We start from the raw sequence: 15,444 nt of genomic DNA, 5'->3' as shown, positions 1-15,444 counted from the left end.
GCTTAGCGGAGACACCAATGGCGAGCCTGAAAGACCTAAGAGGCCGCATCGCGTCGGTTAAGGCCACACGCAAGATCACGAAGGCCATGCAAATGGTGGCCGCCGCGAAATTGCGCCGTGCGCAGGACCAGGCCGAAGCGGCTCGCCCCTACGCCGAGGGTCTGGACAAGATCCTCGGAAAGTTCGCGGGCAAGGCAATGCCCACCGGCCCGCTTCAGCTGCTGTTGCAGGGTACAGGCAAGACGCAAACGCATCTGCTCGTGGTCGCCACTGGCGAGCGCGGGCTCGCGGGCGCGTTCAACTCGAACATCGCGCGACTCGCGCGCGATCACGTGCGCGTGCTTCTCGCCGAAGGCAAGTCGGTCAAAATCATCACCATCGGCCGAAAGGGCGCTGACGTGCTCCGGCGCGATTTCGGCAAGCTGATGATCGACCATGTCGACCTGCGCGGCGTGCGACAGCTCGGCTACGTTCATGCGATCGATATCGCGCAGCGCGTCGTCAAGCGGTTCGAGGCGGGCGAATTCGACGTCGCCACTCTCTTCTTCTCGAAGTTCCAAAATATCATCACCCAGAAGCCCACAGCGGGCCAACTTCTTCCGGTGGAACTCCCCGCCTCCGAAGGCGACTACGAGTTCGAGCCGGACGAAGCCGAAATCCTGCTCGATCTCGTGCCGCGTGCGCTTGCAACCAAGATCTTCAGCGCGCTTCTGGAGAACAACGCAGGCTTCTACGCGTCGCAGATGACCGCTATGGACAATGCAACGCGCAACGCAGGCGATATGGTGAGCCGCTACACGCTTGAGTATAACCGCGCGCGTCAGGCGATGATCACAAAGGAACTGATCGAAATCATCTCGGGAGCGGAGGCAGTCTAGCCTTCGGTTCCGAAGGCGCGTGCGGATACGCTCGCGCCGCTCTGCCGGGCAACGTGTTTGTTTCGGCTGTTGTTTTTGGGCGGTTTCCGTCTTATTCAGATGGGATCGCCTGTCGCAACGCAGAATTTCGGCCCCCGGCGCGGCGTCCGTCGCGAGGGGTGCTCTTCAGGCCGGTCGCGCGACCGACGAGAGACGCAGCCGAAGCAAGGCAACCCGCAAGGATTGCGCGGCGGTTAAATGAATTGAGTACGGCGACATCGGACGAGTCGGAGATGGTCGTCGTATCGGACAAAGATGGACCGGTTTTGGGGAAGACAAGATGAGCGATAGACGAGTTGGCCGTATCAGGCAGGTCACGGGCGCCGTGGTGGACGTGCAGTTCGATGGGCCGCTGCCGTCGATCCTGAACGCGCTTGAGACACAGAACCACGGCAGCCGCCTTGTGCTTGAGGTCGCCCAGCATCTCGGTGAGAGCACGGTCCGCACCATCGCCATGGACTCGACCGAAGGTCTGGTTCGCGGTCAGGAAGTCACCGACACCGGCGAAGCGATATCCGTCCCGGTCGGCGAAGAGACACTCGGCCGCATCATGAACGTCATCGGCGAGCCGATCGACGAAGCCGGCCCGATCAAGTCGAACCAGCGCCGCCCGATCCATGCGCAGGCGCCGTCCTTTGTCGATCAGTCGACCGAAGTCGAAGTGCTTGTCACCGGCATCAAGGTTGTCGACCTGCTGGCGCCTTATTCCAAGGGCGGTAAGGTCGGCCTGTTCGGCGGCGCGGGCGTCGGCAAGACGGTGCTCATTCAGGAACTCATCAACAACATCGCGAAGGGTCACGGTGGTTACTCCGTGTTCGCGGGCGTTGGCGAGCGTACGCGCGAAGGCAACGACCTTTACTGGGAAATGATCGAGTCCAAGGTGAACGTCGACCCGCATGAGAGCGGATCCTCGCAGGGCTCGAAGTGCTCGCTGGTTTTCGGCCAGATGAACGAGCCCCCCGGAGCGCGCGCCCGCGTTGCGCTGACCGGTCTGACGGTCGCTGAATATTTCCGCGATCAGGGCCAGGACGTGCTGTTCTTCGTGGACAACATTTTCCGCTTCACGCAGGCGGGCTCGGAAGTGTCCGCGCTTCTCGGCCGTATCCCTTCAGCGGTGGGCTATCAGCCGACGCTCGCCACCGACATGGGCGCCCTTCAGGAGCGCATCACATCCACGTCGAAGGGCTCGATCACGTCCGTGCAGGCCATTTATGTGCCCGCCGACGACTTGACCGACCCGGCGCCTGCGGCTTCCTTCGCTCACTTGGACGCGACGACCGTGCTTTCGCGTTCCATCGCGGAAAAGGGTATCTACCCGGCGGTGGATCCGCTCGACTCGACGAGCCGCGCGCTTGAGCCGCGCATCGTCGGCGAAGAGCACTACAAGGTTGCCCGGCAGGTGCAGGTCATCCTCCAGCGCTACAAGGCGCTTCAGGACATCATCGCGATCCTCGGCATGGACGAGCTGTCCGAAGAGGACAAGCGCACGGTCGCTCGCGCCCGCAAGATCGAGCGCTTCCTGTCGCAACCGTTCCACGTCGCCGAAGCCTTCACCGGCAAGCCCGGTGTACTCGTCGACGTGAAGGACACGGTCAAGGGCTTCAAGGGGCTCTGCGAAGGCGATTACGATCACCTGCCTGAGCAGGCGTTCTACATGGTCGGCACCATTGACGAGGCCATTGCAAAGGCCGAAGAGATGGCGGCGGCAGCCTAGGAAACGATATCGGCCGCTTTCGCTCGCGCTCTAGCCTGTGCGCCGGGTGAGAGCGGCCTTCGGATTTTCACGGTTCAGCGCCGGAGAACGGACCCGAGATGGCCGATACAATTTACTTCGAACTTATTGCGCCGGATAAGCGGCTTTTGTCCGGCGACGTCGCGGAGGCCGTGCTTCCGGGGCAGGAAGGCGATCTTTCCGCCCAGGCCGGACGTGGTCTTCTTATTCTAAAGTTGCGCCCGGGCATCCTGACAACCCGAGCGAAGGACGGCGAGAAGCAGTTCTTCCTGCGCGGCGGCTTCGCCGATGTAGGACCGGACAAGGCGACGGTGCTGGCTGAATTCGCCATCCCGCTCGAAGACCTGACGGGCGCTATCCTGGCGGATGAAATCGCGCAGGCGGAGCAATCTCTGGACGAAGCGAAAGACGACGCTCGCAAGATCTCGTCGTGGGATCGGCTGGAGCGCTTGCAGACCCTGAAAGCTCGGCTTGCACTTTAACGGGTCGGGGAACCGCCGGAGCCTATGAGTGTCGGCTGGTCCTGACGGCGGTTTGATGCGCGCGTGGAGGGAGACCTACGCGCGCGTTCTGTTGTACTTTTGCTCCTTCCGAACTCCAAATCTCAACAGCTTGCAGGGCCCGCGACGCCCGCAACTCCGGGTGCCGTACACTCGGATCGTGTTCTGATCGCGCTTGAACGACGCCCAGCGCTTATTCCTGTCGGTGGAATCAAAGCGCCTTATGACCCTGACCGGAAAGTCCTTGAATCCTGAGACTTCGCCTGTGATTCCGTGCTGTCAAGCGAATCGGTCGGCGAAAGGAGGGCGTGTTCAAACTCATCCGGCGACGCTGGGTCTTCGAGCTACTTTCTCTCGGCTCAGGCGCAACCGCCAAGCCTGAAGCAGCAAGCCAACACCAAACTTTTGCAAATCATCCTCCGAGTCCCGTTCCAATCATCTGCATCGCAATCCGGTCGAGGGAACGTGTCTGTCATAAAGTTCAGGGACTGATTCAGATCAGGCGGATTTAGGCTGATCGGATTCGGCCTGGAGCGCGTCGTCCGGCAGCGAGACCGGCGCACCCCCGTGCCTGATGATTTCTTTCTGCTCGGCGATCGCCTTCTGCGTGAGTTTGTCCGCGCGCTCGTTCAGCGCGTTGCCCGCGTGGCCTTTGACCCAGTGCCAGCGCACGTCATGGTGTTTGCGTGCCGCGTCGAGCCGCTGCCAGAGTTCGGCGTTCTTCACAGGCTTGCGCGCGGCTGTTTTCCAGCCATTCGCCTTCCAGCCGCCGATCCATTGCGTGATGCCGTTGCGCACATATTGCGAGTCGGTGAAGAGATCGACTTCGCACGGGCGCGTTAATTCTTCGAGCGCCTTGATCGCGCCCATGAGTTCCATACGGTTGTTGGTGGTCATGGGCTCGCCGCCCCACAAATCCTTCTCGCGGCCCTTGTAGATCAGGACCGCGCCCCAGCCGCCGGGGCCGGGATTTCCGTGGCAGCCCCCGTCCGTATAGACGACGACCGCGCCCTCACGCGGGCCTTCGGCCTCAGAGGCCATAAGCGCCAGCGTGCTTCACGCCGTCGTGGAAGGCGAGCTTGCGCCAATATTCCATCGGGTCTTTCCGTTTCACGAAGGCGTTGTCCGGCGTGTTGAACCAGTCGTAAGCGCGGGTGAGGAAAAAGCGGATCGCCGCCCCCTTGGCAAGCAGCGGTAGCGCCGCCACCTCGGCATCGTCCAGCGCGCGCACCGAATTATAGCCGGCGAACAACGCGCGCGCCTTCGTGACATTGAACGCGCCGTCCAGTTCAAAACACCACGCATTCATGCAGATCGCGAGATCATAGGCGAACAGGTCGTTGCAGGCGAAGTAGAAGTCGATCAGCCCCGAAACGCGGTTGTCGAGGAAGAACACATTGTCGGGAAACAGGTCCGCGTGGATGACGCCTTGCGGGAGTTTGCTCGGCCAGTGCGCGGCGATGTCGTCGAGATGGCGGACGAGCGACAGGGAGATCTTCGGCACAAGCCTGTCGGCAAGCCCTTCGATGCTCGCAAAAAGCTCCTGCCAGCCCGCCACCGACAAGGCGTTGTCGCGGTGAAGCGTAAAATCGCGCCCGGCCAGATGCAGGCGCGCGATAGCTTCCCCTAGCGAATGGCAATGGACCGGTTGCGGTCGCTTGAGCGAATATCCCGACAGGAAAGTTACGAACGCGGCGGGTCTTCCCGCCAGCGTCTGGAGAATGCGGCCGTCAAGATCGTGCACCGGCAAGGGGCAATTCACGCCCTTCTGGGCAAGATGCTCCATGAGGCCGAGAAAGAACGGAAGGTCGCCGGCCGCCACGCGCTTTTCATAAAGCGTGAGGATATACTGAGCCTTGTCCGTCCCGAGATAGAAATTGCTGTTCTCTACGCCCTCGGCAATGCCCTTGAAGGCCAAGACCTGCCCGATGTCGTATTTCGCCAGCAACGCGTCGAGATCTTCGACCGAAACTTCGGTGTAAACAGCCATGTCACGCGTGTCGCGCTGCGCTCACTGCGCAGCGGCCTGCTGGAGCGCGCGCGGGATCTTGAAGATGACATCCTCGGTTGCCGTACGAACGATTTCGACGGTAACGTCGTAGCGCGCCTTGAATTTTTCGATGATTTCGTCGACGAGCACTTCGGGTGCGGAAGCACCGGCAGTCAGGCCGAGCACCCCGATGCCTTCGAGGCTCTCCCACGGAATTTCCGACGCCTTCTGCACGAGCATCGCCTTCGGACATCCCGCGCGCACCGCCACTTCGACGAGCCGCTTGGAATTGGAGCTATTGGGCGCGCCGACGACGAGGATGGCGTCACAGTCGCTCGCGATGGCTTTCACCGCGCGCTGCCGGTTCGTCGTGGCGTAGCAGATGTCTTCCTTGGCGGGGCCCTGGATGAGCGGAAAACGCGCCTTGAGAGCGGAGATCATCTCGATGGTGTCGTCGATGGAAAGCGTTGTCTGCGTGATATAAGCGAGCTTCGCGGGGTCGCGCGCTTCGAAGTCTTCGACGTCCTTGACCTGCTCGATCAATGTCACCGCCCCTTCCGGGAGCTGGCCGAGCGTGCCGATCACCTCCGGATGGCCCGAATGTCCGATGAGGATGATTTCGAGGCCCGCCTTGTAATGGCGTTCCGCTTCGAAATGCACCTTGGAGACGAGCGGGCACGTCGCGTCGAGATAGAAAAAATTGCGCTTCGCGGCCTCGACGGGCACCGATTTCGGCACGCCGTGAGCCGAGAAAATAACCGGTGCGTCGGTGTTGGGAATCTCGTTCAGTTCCTCGACGAAGATCGCGCCCTTCGCTTCGAGGCTCTCCACGACGGTGCGATTATGGACGATTTCATGGCGGACATAGACCGGCGCGCCGAACTTCTCAATCGCCATTTCCACGATCTGGATCGCGCGGTCCACACCAGCGCAAAACCCTCTGGGCGCGGCGAGGAGAACTTCAAGGCGTGGTTTTTCCGTCATCAGGTCCATCTCCAGAACTGAGCGATCGCAAAAGGCGTGCGGAACTCCGCAAAAAGGTCAAATTTGGCAGGGAAGGGGAGCGTCGAAGCTTGCGGCCCTCTCTCCGGCTCGTTAGGCTCGCGGAGCGCGCTCGAAATCCGGTGCCATGTTGTAGCAATAATGAGCGCGACAAACCATAAAAAAGCAACGCTACTCAAAGTCGCGGGCTTTGAGGGAAGTGTTTAAATCTTTGGTAAAGAAGGAACGATGGGGCACATGAGGGGGTCTTTAACGACTGTGTTGCGGCTGCTTGGTTGCGGTTGCATCGCCGTGTCGGTCAGCGCCTGCGGGCTGTCGCAAATGCCGTCCGTCGGCGATGGCGGCATCTTCTCGAGCAAAAAGGCAGAGCCTTCGTGGACCCCGATCATCACCGAAGACAGCATGATTACGGCCGCTCGCACGAACTCGGATGGCCCGGTGGAAATGGCGGCGGCTGCGGGATGCCCTCCCCTTCAGGTCGAGGGTGGCCAGCGCTACGTGACGATCTATGAAAGCAACCGAATCGGCGACGCGTCCGCGGTCATCCATCGCGCGGAAATCACGAAGACGGCGCGCGAATGCCAAGCCACGATGGGCGTGGTGCAGGTCAAATACGGCCTCGCGGGCCGGGTGCTCCTCGGCCCCAAGGGTAAGCCGGGAGCGGTAACGCTGTCCATCGTGATGCAGGTGCTCGACAAGGCGAAGAACAAGGTCAAGTCCGAGACCTTCAACGTCTCCGTAAACATCACCACACAGAACCCGATTTCCTATTTCGCGCTGGTTCGCGATGTTGCAATCCCGGTGCGCGACGGCACGACCCCGCAGGATTACACGGTCTCGTTCGCCTTTGAGAAGAAGGGCCCCGGCGCGGCGTAAGAACGAGTATCTTCTGCGGCGTCAGCTCAACGCCTGCCGTCACTCTGCGGTCGTTCGCCATCGCGAAGGGCCGTAACTTTGTCTTTAAGTATCGCCCCGACGAAAAATCGGCGTACATTTCGTGCACGAAGAGCAACGCACAAGGCGCGCTTTGCCGCCCGGCGATACCACGGCTTAGAATACACACCGCGTCCCCCTCTCTTGGCGCGCGTCGCGCACACAAAAACCGCCCGTGGAGGCGGCTTTCGATAGGGATGAAATCAGCCAGCGTTAAACCGGATTTGACTCAGGAAAGCTGATCGACAATCAAAACTTACAGCGTCATGCCGCGTCGTGTTTTCCGGCATGTAACCGTCAGAACTTCAGACGAGCGCCGGTGTAGAACGCGTCCCAGTCTTCCGGCGAACGGCTTTCGGTGTTGTTGAAGCCGGTGGTTGCGGCCCCGCCGGTCGCGCTGCCGACGTAAGACGTGGATGTTGTTATGTTCGCATTATAGTGAAGATAATTGCCGTAGATTTCCATCGCCGCGCCGTCGAAGGCCTGCGTCACGCCAATGCCGAAGCGGTCCACGTTCGAGTCCCGCACGCGAGTCGTGCTGAGGGTGTTGCCATTCGCGGAATTCCACACCTGGAAATAGACCGCCGCCGCAGCGAAATTGTCGTAATTGCCGTATTCCGCATAGATTGTCGACGCGCCAACTTCAAAGACACGTTTCGTGATGCCAACCTGCGTGTACCAGTAGGTCGCGTCCTTGTTGAGAGACTCGACAGGCGAGTTTTCGATGTGCCGCGTGCCTGCAACGATGGAGCCGTAAAGGCCGGTCGGCAGATGGATTGCCGAGAGGTTGCCTTCCACAACTTCGATCTTCGAGTTCACGCGATAACGAGCGCCGCCATATATGTTGTTAGCGTTGGAGATGAGCTGCGACGCGGCCACGCCACCGCTCGGCCCCGCCGTCATGCTTGGCTGGTTGGACTGATCGCTACCCTGATAGATCGAATTTGCCGCCCAGGGCGCGCCAAGAGTCAGCGAGCGCTCGCCCCACCATTGATAGCCGACGCCGCCCGCGATACGGATGGAATTCCACTCCTTCTGATAGCGGAGCGCGGCGTCCCAGAAGTCGTTCTGCCCCCAAGCGAAAGAGGCAATGAAGCCGCAGATTTCCGGCGAGTCGTAACGAATCGCCTCCATGCGCTGGCTATCGAGCGCGTTCGAAAGGTTGTTCCAGATCAGGCCGCCCGGCGAGTAGGCAACGACGGTGCTTATCGTGTTCGTGCCCGTCGAGGTCGTTCCCCCGCCGATTACAGTGATATTATTGCTGGTGTTTGTGAGGGCGGGAGCCACCGTGCGCGTCGAGTTGGGAAGCGCCCCGGACGTGGGAGCGGTCGTCACGAAAGTGTTGGTCGTCGTGTTGAACCACGAACTCGTCGGCAGCGTGTTGTCGCGGATGAAGAAGCTGGCGGCGTGGTAGTTCTCGACGTTGCTGAAGCCGCCGCCCAAGTTGATGAGCGTCAGATCTTTTGTCGCGGTGTTCTGGAAGCCGAGCGTCACGCGGCCGAACGTCTCGTTTTCAATGAAGAAATTCTCTTGCCGGATGCGGAGCGCCGTCTCGATGTTGCGGTTCTGCTCCGTGACCTGATCGACCAGATTGGACGACGCGTCGCGAAACTCGTATTCTAGGAAGAACCCGGCTTTCCAGTCGGGCGCCATCTGGCCGACACCTTTCATTCGGAAGCGGGTAGAGGCAAAATTGTTGTCCTCAACGTAGATGTCGCTCTGCTTGCCATCGTTCCAGAAGAGCAAGATCTTGTCGACCCAGCCCGACAGTTCGAGCGAGACCTTGCGGTTGCCCTTTCGAACAGTTGTGACCTCGAGTTCGGCCACGCGCTCTTCAAGATCGGCGCAGCAATCGCCGCCAAGGGCCGAATATTTCGCCGACTTCGAACCAGTGTCGGCCGCCAATGCTGGGACCTGCCCGAAACTCAGCACAAAACCTAGAGTTGCCGCACACGCAAGGCTCGTCCTAATCACGAGTCCGCCGATCATCTGAATCTCCCTTCAACCCAAATGTGCTGGGCAAACACGGGTTTGGATGTGTTCTGACTGGCGGGAGAGCTGTGTGCCACCGCCTCCTTTCGAGCCGCGAGGCTCCACTCGGTGCTGAGACAAACTCGGTAGCCGACGATTTTTCAGCGGCCTCTACCATCTCTGGTTGCTAAGTGAGTCTTATTGTTTCGTAAACATCGCAACTTAAAATTGAATTTAACTTGTAGAAATTTGTGGCGTGTGCGCAACGGAACTCGCCACATCACAACCTGATGTCAAGTTTACTTGTGCTGGCTTTTGCCAGCGGGCACTGGATTTGGCGGTGTCACAACTTAATCAGCATTTTACTTGCATAGCCTTTTGGCGTGCGTTGCACTGAACACAGCCTCGTTCCCTTTTTCCGCCGCTTCGGACCGTCGAAATTCCTTCTCGTCGCCGACTCGAAACCCGGCTGGTCTCGATGGGTTGTCTCGCTGCGGGGAGCCGCCGGGCGCCTCGCGCAAAGATGATCGAGAAGGCGTTCCCGGTTTCGGTTCGTCACGATAAGCTGCGCCGCAACAAGAGCGTGGGAGCACGGAAATGAGCTTCACCCAGAGGTCCGGAGTCATAGTGATCGGCGCGGGGCCTGCGGGACTCGCGGCGGCAATCGGCTGCCACGACGCGGGCCTTATCGCGACCGTCGTCGACACTTCCCCCGCCGCGTCCGCTCATGCCGCGACCGGGCGCAGCGCGGCGCTTTTCAGCACGACCATCGCCTTCCTTGCGCGGCTCGGCGTCTGGGATCGATGCGCGCCGCATGCGGAACCGCTTCGCGCGCTCCAGTTCATCGACGACACCGGACGCCGCCTTCGCGCGCCCGACGCGCTGTTCAAGGCCGCCGAAATCGGCGAGGAGGCTTTCGGCTGCAACATCGCCAATGCCGATCTCGCGCGGGCGCTGAAAGAGATCGCGGCGGAAAAGGGCATCGCGATTCTCACGCCGGGTCCGCTGCGCACGTTCCACGAGTCCGCCACGCGGGCGATCCTCACCTTCGAGAACGGCATCGAGCTTTACGCGCCGCTGGCCGTCGCCGCCGACGGTCGAAACTCCGCCACCCGCGAGGCGGCGGGCATTCGCGCGCTGACATGGCCGTACGAGCAAACCGCCATGGCGGCGAGTTTCAGCCACTCCCGGCCGCATAACGGGCTGTGCATCGAATTTCACCGAAGCGGCGGTCCGTTCACGCTCATACCGCTGCCCGGCAACCGGTCGAGCTTCGTTTGGACGGAGCGCAAGGCCGACGCGGCGCGTCTGATGGGGCTCGACGACGAAGCCTTCGCGCACGAGATGGAAAAGGCGTCGCATTTCGCGCTCGGCCGCATCTTCGACCTCAGCCAACGCGGGGCATTCCCGCTCTCGGCGCTCATGGCGCGCGAGTTTGGCCGCGCCCGCGTGGCGCTCGTGGGCGAAGCGGCGCATGCGGTGCCGCCCATCGGCGCGCAGGGGCTGAACCTCGGCTTCCGCGACGTGGAGGCGCTGCTCGGCCTTCTCGTCGATGCCAAGGCCGCGAATGCGGACCTCGGCGGCGAAGACCTGCTGCGTGACTATTCGGCCGCCCGGCGCGGCGACATCGTCAGCCGGACGCTCGGCGTCGATCTCCTGAATCGCAGCCTCCTGTCCAGCTTCCTCCCGATGCAGGCGGCGCGCGGGCTTGGCCTCTATGCGCTCGGCGCGATCGGGCCGCTACGCAGGGCTTTCATGCGGCGCGGGATGGCTCCCGCCGGCCCGGTGCAGTGATTGCGAGTTCGACAATCGAATGTAAAATTCGAAAACTGCCCCAGATTCAAAAAGTTGCGCGTGCTCTTGAGGCGCACACGTGTGCTCTGAAGCGCGCGGGGAGGTGAGCCAAACGTATGCGCCAGAGCACGCGTTTAGGCTTGACGCCGAAGGTTGCGCTTGCAAGACAGGCGTGAGGCTCTCACCGCGCGTCCCCGATAATGTTTCTCGATCTCCGCCAAAGGCTGGAATACGGCGCCGTTCTGGCCATCGCGGCGATCGTCCGCGCGATGCCGCTTGACATGGCCACGGCGTTTTCCGCGCGCGCCTGGCGGTTCCTTGCGCCGAAGACCCATCGTCAGGCCCGGGCGCTGCGCAATCTCGCCAAGGCCATGCCGGAGACGACGCACGCCGAACGCGAGGCCATCGTCGATGCGATGTGGGACAATCTCGGGCGCGTGATGGCGGAGACATTCCAGCTCGACCGCCTTCTGAAAGATCCGTCGCGTTTCACCATCGAAAACCCGGAGTTGCTCGACCGTTACCGCAGCGAGATGGGGCCGCTCGTCGTCGCCGCGCCGCATATGGGCAATTGGGAGATCGCGATCCTGCCGCTGCTCACCATCGGCGCGAACACCGCGGGCGTGTACCGGCTTGTCGAGAACCCCTATGTGGACCGCTACATCCGCAACAAGCGCGCGCAGCTTTATCCGGGCGGCCTGTTCGCCAGCAAGAGCAACGAGGGGCTCGCCACGATCATGCGCATCGCCACGCATGTGCGAAGCGGCGGCGCGCTCGGCATGCTGGCCGACCTCGCCGACTGGCATGGCGTGCAGGTGCCGTTCTTCGGTCATCCGATGTGGGCGACCGTCGCACCCGCATGGCTCGCTCGACGCGCGGGCACGCGCCTTGCGGTGGGCCGCTGCATCCGCATTGGCAAGGAGTCGCGCTTCTCCATCGCGTTCAAGGAACTGGAAGTGCCGCGCACCGGCGATGTGAACGAAGACATCAAGGTGTTGACGGCCACCATTCAGCGCGAGTTCGAGGCATGGATTCGCGAGCATCCCTCTCAATGGATGTGGTCGAACAAGCGCTGGCCCGAGCGCGAATTCGAGGGCGTGCGCCATTGAGCTGGTGAGGCGGCGCTGACCGCCCCTGCGCCCAGTCAGTAATCACTAAAGAGCTTTCCGAGGCGGCGGCACGCATCCCGACGCGCGAGGATCACTTGCAGTTCTTTGACCGCATCGCGGTTGCGACGGCGAGTTCCTCGCCCTTGAGGCGTCCGATCTGGCCCTTGACATCGGCGGCCTGCGATCCGGCCTTCCCGGCTGAAACGGCGGCAAGATCGTCGGCGATGCGCGCCTTGTCACCCGCGAGCTCCTCGCAACTGAAGCCCATATAGGGCGCGTGATTGACCTTCGCCGGTTCGATGGTGGCGACCCTTTCGGCGGAAACCGGCTCGGAAGGGCCGCTCGCCGCACCTGTCGAAAGGCGTGTGTCGCCGCTGGTAGCGCATGCGCCAAGCGCGGATGCAATCATGATGACGCCGATTTTACGCAACGTCCCCTCCCCTTTTGTTTGGCGCAACGCCTCTTGCAAGGCGTTCCCCGGTTAACCTCTCATACGAATGACCGCCCGCGCCATCAAGGAGACTTAGGGCGCATTCGTCGACGAAAGGCCAGCCATGCCGCAACGTCTGTCTGCTTTTCTATCGGCGGCCCGAAAGCTATAACCATGAGGATCGCAGCGCGCAGGCTTGCCTTTGGCTTTGCTTGAGGATCGCCAGTCGGTCAGAATACCTTCTCCCGGATGGATCCTTTTGCGCAGCGACAGGAAGATTTGCCCCAGGCCGTACTTTTTGCTTGTAACTACAATTCGATAAGGTCGCCCATGGCGGCCGCGATCCTGCGTTTTCTCGCGGGAAGGAGGATCTATGTGCGCTCGGCAGGCGTGCGCGAGGGCGAAATCGACCCTTTCGTGATCGCTGTGATGGACGAAATCGGCATCGACATCACCCATCACCAGCCGCGCACCATCGAGGATCTTGAGGACACGTCCTTCGACCTCATCGTGACGCTCGCGCCGGAAGCGCATCACAAGGCGCTGGAATTCACGCGCACCATGGCTGTCGACGTCGAATACTGGCCGACGATCGACCCCTCCGCCGCCACCGGCAACCGCGAGCAGATCCTCGAAGGCTACCGCGCTGTGCGCGACCAGCTTTTCGACCGCATCAAGAAGCGCTTCGACATCTCCGGCATGCCGCAGGCCTGAGCAACGGCACCGCCGACCCCGGGCAGGCGCGTCCGCCCGGTCGGCTGCGTCGATGTTTCGGTTCTTCCGCAAAAATCGAAACGCGAGTTACTTTTCCCGCCCTGCGAGGTCGAAACGGCGTGGTGCTGAAGGCGCGGGCGCGCTGAGGTTGCCGACGGTCGCGCCAGAGCGGGCGTCATTCAACGGGCATGCCTCCGAAGGCGCTGTCCAAGCGACGCCGCCCCGCCTGAGCGGCGGGACGCGTCTTATCATGCTTCGGCTAAAGCTTTAGGCCGGAGTGAATGGCCGCGATACCGCCCGACAAATTGCGATACTGCACGCGGCTGAAGCCTGCCTTTTCGATCATTCCGGCGAACTTCTTCTGATCCGGGAAGGCGCGGATGCTGTCCACGAGGTAGCGATAGGGCTCCGCATCGCCCGCCACGACGCGGCCAAGCGGCGGCACCACATTATCGGAATAGACCTCGTAGACCTTGTCGAACAGCGGCACCTGCACGCGCGAAAACTCAAGGCAGAGGAAGCGGCCGCCCGGCTTCAGCACGCGGAACGCCTCGTTCAGCGCGTTCTGCTTGTTGTCCACGTTACGGATGCCGAAGGAAATCGTGTAGAAGTCCGACGTGTTATCGCGATAGGGCAGGCTCTCCGCGTTCGCCTGAACGTACATCACATTGCCCGCGAATTCGGGATGCTTGTCGCGGCCTTCGTCCATCATCGAATGGTTGATGTCGGTGATGATCGAGCGCGAGCCGCGTCCGGCGGCCTTGAGAAAGCGCTTCGTGATGTCGCCGGTGCCGCCGGCCACGTCGATCAGCAGAGATGCGCTCGACTTGGACGGCGCGAGCCAGTTGATCGCCGCATCCTTCCAGATCCGATGGACGCCGCCCGACATCAGGTCGTTCATCAGGTCGTAGCGTGTGGCGACACGGTCGAAGACGGTGTTGACGAACCCCTGAAAACCGAGGTTCTGGATTTTGTGATCGTAAGCAGTCATTCCGTTCGCTCCGGGGGCGAGTGAGAAAATTTGATGCGATATGTGGCGCACGAGCGGCACAATGTAAACGCGTCATTATGCTTGGAGGCATTATCCGGGCGCTTTGTGCTGCAATGCGAAGGGGCTGTACAACCGCCACAATTCTCCGCGAGGATAGAGTTTTTACACCCACGAGAAAATTTTTAAGCCATGGCACGCACCCCTCACCCCTATGATCTGGTCATTGCCGGTGCAAGCTTCGCCGGGTTGGTAGCCGCCAAGACCGCGGCGATTCGCGGGCTGAAAGTCGCCGTTCTCGAACCGAAAGCGGCCGCGGGACAGCACGTGTCGTCGACGGGCATCCTCACGAAGGAGGCCGCGCAGGAAATCGACCTCCCGTACAATCTCACGCGGCGCGTTTACGGCGTGCGGCTTTACGCTCCCAACCTCCGCCACGTCGATCTGTTCGCGCCGGACAGCTTCTTCGTGACGACGGATACGGGGCGCGTCCTTGGCTGGCTTGCGCAGGAAGCGCAGCGGGTGGGCGCGCAGATCCTGTGGCGCACGCCGTTTCAGGGCGCCGAACGCAAGGACGGCATATTCCTTTTCAAGGGCGTCAACATTTCGGCGCGGCACATCATCGGCGCGGACGGCGCGCAATCGGCGGTCGCGCGCGCCTTCGGGCTTGGCCTCAACACTCGGTTCATGCTCGCCACCGAGCACGAATATGACGGGCTCGACGCCGACCCGCGCTTCCTGCATTGCTTCCTCGATTCGCAGCTTGCGCCGGGTCATATTGCCTGGGTTGCGCCCGGGCCGTCGCTGTTTCATGCGGGGCTTGCCGCCCGTCCGGGACGGCGGCCGCATCTCGCCGCCTTCCTCGCCAAGACCGCGCCGATCTTCGGCTTCGAGGATGCGAGGCTCGTGGAGCGGCGGACGGGGCGCATTCCATGCGGCGGCTTGGTCCGGCCCTTCGCCACCGATGGCGTGACGCTGATCGGCGATGCGGCGGGCATGGTTTCGCCGACAACCGGCGGCGGCGTCGGCTTTGCCTTCCAGTATGGACGCCGCGCGGCGCAGGTGGTCGCCGATCACCTTCTGCATCTCGGGCCATCGCCGGAGGTGGCGCTCGCAAAGGAGTTGCCGCGTTTCGGCCTCAGCCACCTGACGCGCCTTGCGCTCAATCTCGCGCCGCCGAACGCGCTTCTGTCGGCCGCGCTCGGGACCGCCCCCATGCGCAAGTTCGCGCAGCACGTCTATTTCCGCGAACGCGGCGGCCGAGGCATCAGCTTCGCCGACTTCCAGGCGCGACTGAACGGGCTCGAAAGTCCGCCGCTGCGCGCGAATAGCGCCGCGCCGCGAAATATCCCGTAGACCTGGGA

14 protein-coding genes are annotated in these 15,444 nt (G+C 62.0%); 8 read left to right on the top strand and 6 right to left on the bottom strand.

Annotated elements, in window-relative coordinates; genetic code table 11:
- The first annotated feature begins 17 nt into the window (after positions 1–17).
- The 3 genes from T281_RS01395 to T281_RS01385 all read left to right on the top strand — a co-directional run bounded on the left by T281_RS01395 (position 18) and on the right by T281_RS01385 (position 3,131).
- Positions 18–878 (top strand): F0F1 ATP synthase subunit gamma, encoded by an 861-nt coding sequence (locus T281_RS01395; protein ID WP_013420819.1) that lies wholly within the window; start codon positions 18–20, stop codon positions 876–878.
- A 319-nt stretch (positions 879–1,197) separates the two neighbouring features.
- Entirely contained in the window at positions 1,198–2,631 is a 1,434-nt protein-coding gene (gene atpD / locus T281_RS01390; protein ID WP_013420820.1) for a F0F1 ATP synthase subunit beta, read from the top strand.
- 98 nt (positions 2,632–2,729) lie between these two features.
- Positions 2,730–3,131, top strand: coding sequence for a F0F1 ATP synthase subunit epsilon (locus T281_RS01385; RefSeq protein ID WP_037232960.1), 402 nt, complete (start codon positions 2,730–2,732; stop codon positions 3,129–3,131).
- A gap of 516 nt (positions 3,132–3,647) precedes the next feature.
- Here the strand turns inward: T281_RS01385 and rnhA are convergent.
- From rnhA to ispH, 3 genes are read right to left on the bottom strand one after another with little or no spacing between them, the layout of a single operon-like run.
- On the bottom strand, positions 3,648–4,190 hold the full coding sequence (gene rnhA / locus T281_RS01380; RefSeq protein ID WP_037232958.1) for a ribonuclease HI: 543 nt from the start codon (positions 4,188–4,190) through the stop codon (positions 3,648–3,650).
- A complete protein-coding gene (locus tag T281_RS01375; RefSeq protein ID WP_037232956.1) occupies positions 4,180–5,139 on the bottom strand; it encodes a homoserine kinase in 960 nt (319 codons plus the stop codon). Before T281_RS01375 ends, rnhA begins: the two co-directional genes overlap by 11 nt.
- Positions 5,140–5,160: 21 nt before the next feature.
- Positions 5,161–6,132, bottom strand: a complete 972-nt coding sequence (gene ispH, locus T281_RS01370) for a 4-hydroxy-3-methylbut-2-enyl diphosphate reductase (protein ID WP_199502390.1) — start codon at positions 6,130–6,132, stop codon at positions 5,161–5,163.
- A gap of 246 nt (positions 6,133–6,378) precedes the next feature.
- Between ispH and T281_RS01365 the strand changes: the two genes are divergently transcribed.
- Positions 6,379–7,017 carry a hypothetical protein gene (locus T281_RS01365; RefSeq protein WP_155954978.1) on the top strand — a complete coding sequence of 213 codons (639 nt, stop codon included), beginning with the start codon at positions 6,379–6,381 and terminating at the stop codon, positions 7,015–7,017.
- A 354-nt stretch (positions 7,018–7,371) separates the two neighbouring features.
- Here T281_RS01365 and T281_RS01360 read toward each other — a convergent pair whose 3' ends face one another.
- On the bottom strand, positions 7,372–8,979 hold the full coding sequence (locus T281_RS01360) for a porin family protein (RefSeq protein ID WP_037232955.1): 1,608 nt from the start codon (positions 8,977–8,979) through the stop codon (positions 7,372–7,374).
- Positions 8,980–9,642: 663 nt separating this feature from the next.
- Here T281_RS01360 and T281_RS01355 point away from each other — a divergent pair.
- Positions 9,643–10,839, top strand: coding sequence for an FAD-dependent monooxygenase (locus T281_RS01355; RefSeq protein WP_037232954.1), 1,197 nt, complete (start codon positions 9,643–9,645; stop codon positions 10,837–10,839).
- Between the two features lie 200 nt (positions 10,840–11,039).
- A complete protein-coding gene (locus T281_RS01350) occupies positions 11,040–11,948 on the top strand; it encodes a lysophospholipid acyltransferase family protein (RefSeq protein WP_037232953.1) in 909 nt (302 codons plus the stop codon).
- Positions 11,949–12,039: 91 nt separating this feature from the next.
- On the opposite strand, the gene T281_RS01345 is transcribed toward T281_RS01350, so the two are convergent.
- Positions 12,040–12,378, bottom strand: a complete 339-nt coding sequence (locus T281_RS01345; RefSeq protein WP_155954976.1) for a hypothetical protein — start codon at positions 12,376–12,378, stop codon at positions 12,040–12,042.
- Positions 12,379–12,708: 330 nt separating this feature from the next.
- Here T281_RS01345 and T281_RS01340 point away from each other — a divergent pair, with 330 nt between their 5' ends.
- Complete coding sequence (locus T281_RS01340; protein WP_245269120.1) at positions 12,709–13,092, top strand: arsenate reductase ArsC; 384 nt, start codon at positions 12,709–12,711, stop codon at positions 13,090–13,092.
- Between the two features lie 259 nt (positions 13,093–13,351).
- On the opposite strand, the gene ubiE is transcribed toward T281_RS01340, so the two are convergent.
- Positions 13,352–14,083, bottom strand: a complete 732-nt coding sequence (gene ubiE, locus T281_RS01335; protein WP_037232947.1) for a bifunctional demethylmenaquinone methyltransferase/2-methoxy-6-polyprenyl-1,4-benzoquinol methylase UbiE — start codon at positions 14,081–14,083, stop codon at positions 13,352–13,354.
- A gap of 189 nt (positions 14,084–14,272) precedes the next feature.
- Between ubiE and T281_RS01330 the strand changes: the two genes are divergently transcribed.
- Positions 14,273–15,436 (top strand): NAD(P)/FAD-dependent oxidoreductase, encoded by a 1,164-nt coding sequence (locus tag T281_RS01330; RefSeq protein WP_037232944.1) that lies wholly within the window; start codon positions 14,273–14,275, stop codon positions 15,434–15,436.
- The last annotated feature ends 8 nt before the right edge of the window (positions 15,437–15,444 follow it).

The sequence above is a fragment of the Rhodomicrobium udaipurense JA643 genome, assembly GCF_000636015.1.
Lineage (GTDB): Bacteria > Pseudomonadota > Alphaproteobacteria > Rhizobiales > Rhodomicrobiaceae > Rhodomicrobium > Rhodomicrobium udaipurense.
The sequence above is the reverse complement of the archived record's forward strand: the minus strand, read 5'-3'. Positions and strand labels throughout refer to the sequence as shown.

Excerpts from the sequence above, each read along its gene's own strand:
- T281_RS01355 (WP_037232954.1), top strand. The coding sequence starts at position 9,643 with ATGAGCTTCACCCAGAGGTCCGGAGTCATAGTGATCGGCGCGGGGCCT.
- atpD (WP_013420820.1), top strand. The coding sequence starts at position 1,198 with ATGAGCGATAGACGAGTTGGCCGTATCAGGCAGGTCACGGGCGCCGTG.
- T281_RS01330 (WP_037232944.1), top strand. The coding sequence starts at position 14,273 with ATGGCACGCACCCCTCACCCCTATGATCTGGTCATTGCCGGTGCAAGC.
- T281_RS01350 (WP_037232953.1), top strand. The coding sequence starts at position 11,040 with ATGTTTCTCGATCTCCGCCAAAGGCTGGAATACGGCGCCGTTCTGGCC.
- rnhA (WP_037232958.1), bottom strand. The coding sequence starts at position 4,190 with ATGGCCTCTGAGGCCGAAGGCCCGCGTGAGGGCGCGGTCGTCGTCTAT.
- T281_RS01340 (WP_245269120.1), top strand. The coding sequence starts at position 12,709 with ATGGCGGCCGCGATCCTGCGTTTTCTCGCGGGAAGGAGGATCTATGTG.
- T281_RS01365 (WP_155954978.1), top strand. The coding sequence starts at position 6,379 with ATGAGGGGGTCTTTAACGACTGTGTTGCGGCTGCTTGGTTGCGGTTGC.
- ispH (WP_199502390.1), bottom strand. The coding sequence starts at position 6,132 with ATGGACCTGATGACGGAAAAACCACGCCTTGAAGTTCTCCTCGCCGCG.
- T281_RS01395 (WP_013420819.1), top strand. The coding sequence starts at position 18 with ATGGCGAGCCTGAAAGACCTAAGAGGCCGCATCGCGTCGGTTAAGGCC.
- T281_RS01385 (WP_037232960.1), top strand. The coding sequence starts at position 2,730 with ATGGCCGATACAATTTACTTCGAACTTATTGCGCCGGATAAGCGGCTT.
- T281_RS01375 (WP_037232956.1), bottom strand. The coding sequence starts at position 5,139 with ATGGCTGTTTACACCGAAGTTTCGGTCGAAGATCTCGACGCGTTGCTG.
- ubiE (WP_037232947.1), bottom strand. The coding sequence starts at position 14,083 with ATGACTGCTTACGATCACAAAATCCAGAACCTCGGTTTTCAGGGGTTC.